The organism is Variovorax sp. WDL1 (assembly GCF_001541225.1).
Taxonomy (GTDB): domain Bacteria; phylum Pseudomonadota; class Gammaproteobacteria; order Burkholderiales; family Burkholderiaceae_C; genus Variovorax.
This window is the reverse complement of the sequence record NZ_LMTS01000101.1, coordinates 1-7,942: the sequence shown is the minus strand read 5'-3', so window position 1 is coordinate 7,942 and position 7,942 is coordinate 1. Positions and strand designations below refer to the sequence as shown.

Sequence of the window (7,942 nt, the reverse complement as noted above, 5' to 3'; positions counted from 1 at the left end):
CCCCGGCCGCAAGAGCGGCAGGTGCACGCGGCGCAGGGTGCCGGCCGCGCTCTCGCCGAGCAGCCGCGAGGCCTGCTCGAGCGCAGGCGGAATGCGCGCGAGCCCGGCCTCGATGCCGCCCACCGGCATCGCGAGGAAGCGGATCGCGCAGGCGACCACCAGCACGATGCCGGCGCCCATCAGCGGCAGGCCTTCGCGGCCCAGCAGCGTCCCAACCAGGGCATCGAAGCCAAGGGCGGGCGTGAGCAGGCCGATGGCCAGCACCGTGCCGGGCAGCGCATAGCCCAGCGTGGCGACACGGGCCTGCCAACGCGCGCGGTTGATCGTCGAGCCCTGGCTGCGTACCGCCCAGGCGACCACCAGCCCTGCGGCCACGGTGGTCAGCGTCACGCCGGTCGCCAGGGCCAGGGTGTTGCCCAGGCTGGCGAGCAGGCCGTCGGAGATGCCGCCGCCCAGGCGCAGCCGCTTGGCCGTTTCCCACAGCAGGTAGAGCGCCGGCGCGACGAAGCCGATCGCGACCGGCAGCGCGGCCGCAATGCAGGCAAGCCAGGCGGCCGCGCCCTGCAGGCGGCGCGGCTCGATCCCGCGCATGCGCTGTGCCGAGCCGAAGCGCTGGTGGCGCCGGCCATGGCGCTCGAGCAGCACCAGCGCCACCACGACGAGCAGCATGGCGCAGGCGATCTGCGCGGCGCCTGCGAGGTCGGAGCGCGTGATCCAGGTGGTGTAGACCGCCACCGTCAGCGTCTGGATGCCAAGGAACTCGGAGGCGCCGATGTCGTTGAGCGTTTCCAGCAGCGCCAGGCTCACGCCGACGGCGAGCGCCGGCCGTGCCAGCGGCAGCGCGACGCGGAAGAAGGCGCCGGCCGCGCTCTCTCCGAGCGTGCGGGCCGCCTCCATCAGGTGGGCGGGCTGGGTCATGAACATGGCGCGCGCCGTCATGTAGACATAGGGATAAAGAACGAAGCCGAGCACCAGGATGGCGCCGGGCATCGAGCGCAGGTCCGGCAGCCGGAAATCCCGCGGGCTGTCGAAGCCCAGGGCCCAGCGGATCGCGCCCTGCACCGGACCGATGGGATGAAGCAGGTCGAGGTAGGCGAAGGCCACGATGTAGGTCGGCATGGCCAGCGGCAGCAGCAGCGCCCAGTGCAGCACCCGGCGGCCCGGGAAGTCGCAGACGGTGACCAGCCAGGCGCAGCCGGTGCCGATCAACAGCACCAGCGCGCCCACGCCGGCAAGCAGCAGCGCGGTGTTGAGCGCAGCCTGCGGCAGCACGTGCCGAGCGAGATGGGTCCAGTGCGAGAAGTCGGCGCCGAACGCCAGCCAGACCAGGCTGAGCACCGGCGCGAGCACGCCCAGGGCGATGAGGACCGAGGCAGCGCGCCAGACCGGCCCGACGGGCCTCATGCTCATGCTCCCGCGCTTGGCGCTGCGTGTGTTCGCTGCCCCCGGCGCGGTCGGACGCGCTCAGGGCAGGCACGTCGACGCGCGGTCACTGGTCGAAGCCGACCTTGTCCACCAGCGCGCTGGCCTGCTTGCGGTACTTGGCAATCTCCGCAATGGGCAGGGGGTCGACTTTCAGGTCGCCGATGCTGGCTGCGGTGATGGAGTCGAGCGCGACGCCCTTGCGCACCGGGTACTCGAAGTTGGTCTCGGCATAGAAGGCCTGGGCCGGCTCGGAAACAAGGAACTCGAGCAGCTTGACCGCGTTGGCGCGCTGCGGCGCGTTCTTGGCGACCGCAGCACCGCTGACGTTGACGTGCGTGCCGCCGCTCTTCGAATTGGCGAAGGTCGGGCGGATCACCTTGATGGCCTCGCCCCACTTGCGCGCGTCGCTGCCTTCCTTGGCGCTCTTCATCTGGCCCACGTAGTAGGAGTTGGCCAGGCCGACGTCGCAGATGCCGCCCAGGATGTCGCGCGCCACGTCGCGGTCGCCGCCGGTGGCCTTGCGCGCCAGGTTCGCCTTGACGCCGCGCAGCCACTGCTCGGCCTTGGCCTCGCCGTCGTGCGCGATCATCGAGGCGATCAGCGCCGTGTTGTAAGGATGCTGGCCGGAGCGGATGCAGACCTTGCCCTTGTACCTGGGATTGGCCAGGTCCTCGTAACGGAAGGAGGTGAGGGGCAGGCTCTTGTCGGCATAGAGCACGCGCGCGCGCATGGACAGCGAGAACCACTGGCCGTCGGCGCCGCGCAGGTTGGCGGGAATCGCCGACTCCAGTGCGGCCGATTTCACCGGCTGGGTGACGCCGCCCTCGACGAGGTCGACCAGGTTGCCGATGTCCACCGTCATCAGCACGTCGGCGGGCGAGCGGGTGCCCTCGGCCCTGACGCGTTCGAGCAGCCCGTCCTTGATGAACACCGTGTTGACCTTGACGCCACTCTGCGTGCTGAAAGCCGTGAGCAGCGGCTGGATCAGGCCGGGCTCGCGCGTGGTGTAGATCGTGACTTCCTCGGCGGCAAAGGCCGGTGCGGCGAGCCAGCCGGTGCCGGCGAGGGCGATGCAAGCCAGGGTGCGGGCGCCGCGGCCGCTCGAAATGGTGCTCATGGGGTCCTCCGTGGGAATTGGGTGCTGTGAAGGTGATCAGCACCCCTATTTGGCGCTGATACGAATCATTATCACTGTTGCTTAGGACCTGCCGGCAGATTTCCTCATGAGACCCGCGGCGTCTGCGGCACCCCGGCTTGCGCCGGCCGGGTTGAGCAGCGCCACCTCGGTCCGAGCTTGTTCCGCTGTGCAGTACTGACCTTCCCCGCTACAGCGATTCTCGGTTCAAAAAACTGCGCAGCGGAATAAGATTCCGCAAAACCGCCATTCCAGGCGACAGGACAGGACGGAGACATGAAGAATTTTTCTCCCGGCACCGCCGAGGCGCCCACGCGAATTCATCACCTGCTCGACGGGTGGGCGCATGGCCAGCCTCACGCACCGGCGCTGAAGGATGCCGATGTCGCGCTCAGCTACCTCGACCTGAAGGAAGCCTCCGAATCGGCGGCCCGCCAGCTGTCCGAGCTTCAGGTACGTGCCGGCGACCGCGTGCTTGTGGTGGGCGAGAACTGCGCGGCCATCGGGGTGCTGGTGCTGGCACTCAGCCGCCTCGACGCGTGGTCGATCGTGGCCAACGCGCGGCTGTCGGCGCGCGAGATCGACACCTTCATCGAGCACGCCGGCGCCCGCCGCGTGATCTACACCTGCCATGTGTCGGCCGATGCGCAGAAGCACGCGCAGCGCCATGGCGCCGTGGCGCAGGCCTGGGACAGGATCGGCACCCTCTGGGTCGGCCCGCTGGCCGGGGAGGTGCAGCCCGAGCCCTGCGCGCAGGCGGCGCAGGAGCAGGTGGCCGCGCTGATCTACACCTCCGGCACCTCGGGCGCGCCCAAGGGCGTGATGCTCACGCATGCCAACCTGATGTTCGCGGCGGCCAGCGCGCGCGACATCCGCGGGCTCGGCCCGGGTGACCTGATCTACGGCGTGCTGCCGATGGCGCACGTGGTGGGGCTTTCGACCCAGTTCCTCGGCTGCATCGCGAGCGGGGCCGCGCTGCTGCTGGAGCCGCGCTTCTCGCCGGCCGCCCTGGCGCAGGCGCTGGCGCAGCAGGGCGTGACGGCGTTCACCGGTGTGCCGGCGATGTTTGCCAAGCTGCTGGACTGGGCCCGCGAGAAGGGTCAGGCGCTGCAGGCACCGGCCCTGCGCTTCGCATGCGTGGTCGGCTCGCCGCTCACGCCCAGCCTGAAGGCCGGCGTCGAGGCCGCGCTCGGGCTGCCGCTGCACAACGGCTACGGCCTGACCGAAACCGCGCCCACCGTGGCGCAGACCCGCATCGGAGCCCCACGGCAGGACTGCACCGTCGGCTTCGCGCTGCCCGGCGTGCAGGCGCGTGTCGTGGACGCGGCCTCGGGCGCCGAGCGCGCCAGCGGCGAGATCGGCGAGCTGCGGGTGCGCGGCCCCAACCTTATGAAGGGCTACTACCGCAACGAAACGCTCACGCGCGAGGCGATCGACGACGAGGGCTGGTTCAACACCGGCGACATGGCGCGGCGCGATGCCGACGGCGCGCTGCACATCGTGGGCCGCAGCAAGGAGCTGATCATCCGCTCGGGCTTCAACGTCTATCCGGTGGAGGTCGAGCAGGTGCTCAACGCGCATCCGGCGGTGGTGCACTCCGCGGTGGTCGGACGCACGGTGGAGCACAACGAGGAGGTGGTCGCCTTCGTCGAGCTGGTGTCCGACGCACAGCTGGGCGAGGAGGCGATGCGGCAGTACCTGCGCGAGCGGCTGTCGCCCTACAAGGTGCCGAGCGAGATCCGCTTCCTCGCCCAGCTGCCGGCCGCACCCACCGGCAAGATCCTGAAGAGCGAACTGAAGACCCTCGCCCTGCAGCGCCCGAAATGACGCTCACCCCCAGGGTTGGCTCACTTCGTGTAGCCGCCCACCCCCTACCGGGGGCAACACCAGCGGCCCGGCAAAGCCGGTTCCGCGGTGTTCCCCGAATGTCCATAACCGAAGGCACAAAGGATCCAGCATGGCACTCCCGGCACTCCTGAAAGACAAGCTCGCGCTGCCGCTGATCGGCTCGCCGCTGTTCATCATCTCCAACCCCGATCTGGTGCTGGCCCAGTGCCTGGCCGGCGTGGTGGGTTCCTTCCCGGCCCTCAATGCGCGGCCGAAGGAACTGCTGGACGAATGGCTCGCGCACATCACGGCCACGCTGGATGCCGCACGCGCAGCCGAGCCTGCGCGCCGCGTCGCGCCCTTCGCGGTCAACCAGATCGTCCATTCCTCCAACGACCGGCTCGACCACGACATGGACCTGTGCGTGAAGCACCGCGTGCCGATCGTCATCACCAGCCTGTCGGCGCCCACCGACTACGTGGCGCCGGTGCACGCGTATGGCGGCCTGGTCTTTCACGACGTCACCAACGTCAAGCATGCGCAGAAGGCGCTCGCGGCCGGTGTCGACGGTCTCATCCTCGTGTGCGCGGGAGCCGGCGGCCATGCCGGCACGATGAGCCCCTTCGCGCTGGTGGCGGAGGTGCGGCGCTTCTTCGACGGTCCGATCGCGCTGTCGGGCTCGATCACCTCGGGCTCGCACGTGGCCGCGGCGCTGGCGATGGGGGCCGACCTGGCCTATGTCGGCACGCGCTTCATCGCCACGCCCGAGGCCAATGCGCAGGAGGCCTACAAGCAGATGATCGTCGACAGCGCCGCCGCGGAGGTGACCTACACGCCGCTCTTCACCGGCGTGCACGGCAACTACCTGGCGCGCAGCATCGTGGCCGCCGGACTCGACCCCGCGCAACTTCCGGCGACCGCCACATCCTCGATGAACTTCGGCACCACGCGCGTCAAGCCCTGGAAGGACATCTGGGGTGCGGGGCAGGGCGTGGGCAACATCGACGAAGTGCTGCCCACGGCCGAGCTGGTGCAGCGCATGACGCGCGAGTACCGCGGCGCGCTGGCGCAGCTGGCGGCCTGAGCGCACGATCCGACCACACTCCAAGGAGACTGAACATGAGCGACAAGAAAGCCATCCTCGTCATCGGCGCAGGCGACGCCACGGGCGGCGCCATCGCGCGCCGCTTCGCCCGCGAGGGCTACATCGCCTGCGTCACCCGGCGCCAGGCCGACAAGCTGCAGCCGCTGGTCGACCAGATCAAGGCCGAGGGCGGCCAGGCGCACGGCTTCGGCAGCGATGCGCGCAAGGAGGAGGAGATGGTCGCCCTGGTCGAGCAGATCGAGCGCGAGATCGCGCCGATCGAGGTGGCGGTGTTCAACATCGGCGCCAACGTGCGCTTCGGCATCACCGAGACCACCGCCCGCGTCTATCACAAGGTGTGGGAGATGGCCTGCTTCGGCGGCTTCCTGATGGGGCGCGAGGTCGCCAAGGCAATGCTGCCGCGCGCGCGCGGCACCATCATCTTCACCGGCGCCACCGCCAGCCTGCGCGGGCGCGACGGCTACGCCGCATTCGCGGGTGCCAAGCATGCGCTTCGCGCGCTGGCGCAGAGCATGGCGCGCGAGCTGTGGCCCAAGGGCATCCACGTGGCGCATCCGGTGATCGACGGCGCCATCGACACCGAGTTCATCCGCACCACCTTCCCCGAGCGCTACGCGCTGAAGGAACAGGACGGCATCCTGCAGCCCGAGAGCATCGCCGACGCCTACTGGCAGATCCACAAGCAGCCGCGCAACGCCTGGACGCACGAGACCGAGCTGCGCCCCTGGCTGGAAAGCTGGTGAGACAAGAGCAAAGGAGCAGCGCCATGACAGTCCCCGTCCAGTTCCTGTTCGACTTCGGCAGCCCCAATGCCTACATGTGCCACCGCGCGATCCCCGCAATCGAGGCGCGCACCGGCGTGGAGTTCGAATACGTTCCCGTCCTGCTGGGCGGGATCTTCAAGCTCAGCGGCAACCGCTCGCCGGCCGAAGCCTTTGCGGGCATCCCGAACAAGCGCGCCTACGACCAGCTGGAGATCAAGCGCTTCGTCGCGAAACACCAGCTCGATCGCTACCGGCACAACTCTTTTTGGCCCGTCAACACCCTGCAGATCATGCGTGGCGCGGTCGCGGCGCAGAAGCAGGGCTGCTTCGAGCGCTATGTCGAGGCGGTCTACGTGGCCATGTGGGAGGAGGGCCGCAACATGGAAGACCCCGAGGTCATCGTGCGTGCGCTGGACGAGGCGGGGCTCGACGGCCAGCGCCTCTACGCCGGCACGCAGGACCCGGAGGTGAAGAGCCTTCTCATGGCCAACACCCAGTCCGCCTTCGAGCGCGGCGCCTTCGGCTCGCCGACCTTCTTCGTCGGCGACGAAATCTTCTTCGGCAAGGACCGCCTGCGCGAGGTCGAGGAAGAGATCGTGCGCCAGGGCGCCGCCACCTGAGCAAGCATTCCACGGGAGTCCTCATGAACAGACGTGAGCTCATGCGAGCCATGGGCGTGCTCGCCCTCGCACATTCTTCGGCCATGCCCACGGCATTCGCCCAGGAAGATCCAGCCGCCTATCCGTCGCGCCCGATCCGCGTGATGATCGGCTTCGCGCCCGGCGGCTCGACCGACACGCCGGTGCGCGTGCTCGCCGAAGCCGTCTCGAAGATCCTGCGGCAGCCCGTGGTCATCGAGAACAAGCCGGGAGCGGCCGGCGTGATCCCTACCCAGCTGCTGCAGGCGGCCGCGCCGGACGGCTACACGCTGGCCATCGCACCGGCGGGCGTCTACCGGCTGCCCTACACCACCGATCTCAAGTGGAACCCTGCCACCGACCTCGGCTACGTGATCGGCCTGAGCGGCTATGCCTTCGGCACGGTGGTGCCGGCGTCCTCGCCGATCCGCAGCCTGGATGATTACATCGCCTATGCCAAGGCCAACCCCGAGCTGCTTACCTACAGCAGTCCCGGCGTGGGAACCACCAACCACCTGACGATGGAGCAGTTCTCGCGCGCGGCGGGCGTGAAGCTCAACCACGTTCCGTACAAGGGCTCGGCCGAATCGCTGCAGGCCTTGCTGGCCGGCCACGTGCAGTCGGCCGCCGAGACCTCCGCCTGGGTGCCGTACGTCGAAAGCGGCAAGCTGCGCCTGCTCGCCGTGTGGAGCGACAAGCGCATGGCGCGCTTTCCCGACGTGCCGACGCTGAAGGAGCTGGGCATCGACATCGTCCAGACCTCGCCCTGGGGCCTGGTCGCGCCGCGGGGCGTGCCCGCGAAGATCCAGGCGCGCCTGCACGATGCCTTCAAGCAGGCCATGGAGATGCCGGCCTTCAAGGAGGCGCTGGCGCGTTTCGACATGGAGCCTGCCTATCGCGACCCGGTGCAGTACCAGCGCTTCGCAGTCGAATCGATGAAGCGCGAGAAGGAAATCCTCGACACCCTCGGGCTGAGCCGCAAGTAGAGACGGCAACGTGCCCATTCACCAGGAGATGGTATGGACGCCTCCCCCCTCGCTGATCGAGT

7 protein-coding genes are annotated in these 7,942 nt (G+C 69.1%); 5 read left to right on the top strand and 2 right to left on the bottom strand.

Features of this window, described 5'->3' with window-relative positions; translation table 11 throughout:
• Both APY03_RS14725 and APY03_RS14720 read right to left on the bottom strand, forming a co-directional pair.
• Positions 1–1,410 (bottom strand): ABC transporter permease (locus APY03_RS14725; protein ID WP_232324275.1); only part of this gene is annotated, 1,410 nt, incomplete at its 3' end.
• 79 nt (positions 1,411–1,489) lie between these two features.
• Complete coding sequence (locus APY03_RS14720) at positions 1,490–2,542, bottom strand: Fe(3+) ABC transporter substrate-binding protein (protein ID WP_068677945.1); 1,053 nt, start codon at positions 2,540–2,542, stop codon at positions 1,490–1,492.
• A gap of 294 nt (positions 2,543–2,836) precedes the next feature.
• On the opposite strand from APY03_RS14720, the gene APY03_RS14715 reads away from it, so the two are divergent.
• From APY03_RS14715 to APY03_RS14695, 5 genes are all read left to right on the top strand, one after another.
• Positions 2,837–4,387, top strand: a complete 1,551-nt coding sequence (locus APY03_RS14715) for a class I adenylate-forming enzyme family protein (protein WP_068677944.1) — start codon at positions 2,837–2,839, stop codon at positions 4,385–4,387.
• Positions 4,388–4,517: 130 nt separating this feature from the next.
• Positions 4,518–5,471 carry an NAD(P)H-dependent flavin oxidoreductase gene (locus APY03_RS14710; RefSeq protein WP_068677943.1) on the top strand — a complete coding sequence of 318 codons (954 nt, stop codon included), beginning with the start codon at positions 4,518–4,520 and terminating at the stop codon, positions 5,469–5,471.
• A gap of 35 nt (positions 5,472–5,506) precedes the next feature.
• Positions 5,507–6,235, top strand: a complete 729-nt coding sequence (locus APY03_RS14705; RefSeq protein WP_068677942.1) for an SDR family oxidoreductase — start codon at positions 5,507–5,509, stop codon at positions 6,233–6,235.
• Between the two features lie 23 nt (positions 6,236–6,258).
• Positions 6,259–6,876 carry a 2-hydroxychromene-2-carboxylate isomerase gene (locus tag APY03_RS14700; protein ID WP_068677941.1) on the top strand — a complete coding sequence of 206 codons (618 nt, stop codon included), beginning with the start codon at positions 6,259–6,261 and terminating at the stop codon, positions 6,874–6,876.
• 23 nt (positions 6,877–6,899) lie between these two features.
• Positions 6,900–7,880 carry a Bug family tripartite tricarboxylate transporter substrate binding protein gene (locus tag APY03_RS14695; RefSeq protein ID WP_068677940.1) on the top strand — a complete coding sequence of 327 codons (981 nt, stop codon included), beginning with the start codon at positions 6,900–6,902 and terminating at the stop codon, positions 7,878–7,880.
• Positions 7,881–7,942 lie beyond the last annotated feature (62 nt).

Excerpts from the sequence above, each read along its gene's own strand:
- APY03_RS14720 (WP_068677945.1), bottom strand. The coding sequence starts at position 2,542 with ATGAGCACCATTTCGAGCGGCCGCGGCGCCCGCACCCTGGCTTGCATC.
- APY03_RS14715 (WP_068677944.1), top strand. The coding sequence starts at position 2,837 with ATGAAGAATTTTTCTCCCGGCACCGCCGAGGCGCCCACGCGAATTCAT.
- APY03_RS14710 (WP_068677943.1), top strand. The coding sequence starts at position 4,518 with ATGGCACTCCCGGCACTCCTGAAAGACAAGCTCGCGCTGCCGCTGATC.
- APY03_RS14705 (WP_068677942.1), top strand. The coding sequence starts at position 5,507 with ATGAGCGACAAGAAAGCCATCCTCGTCATCGGCGCAGGCGACGCCACG.
- APY03_RS14700 (WP_068677941.1), top strand. The coding sequence starts at position 6,259 with ATGACAGTCCCCGTCCAGTTCCTGTTCGACTTCGGCAGCCCCAATGCC.
- APY03_RS14695 (WP_068677940.1), top strand. The coding sequence starts at position 6,900 with ATGAACAGACGTGAGCTCATGCGAGCCATGGGCGTGCTCGCCCTCGCA.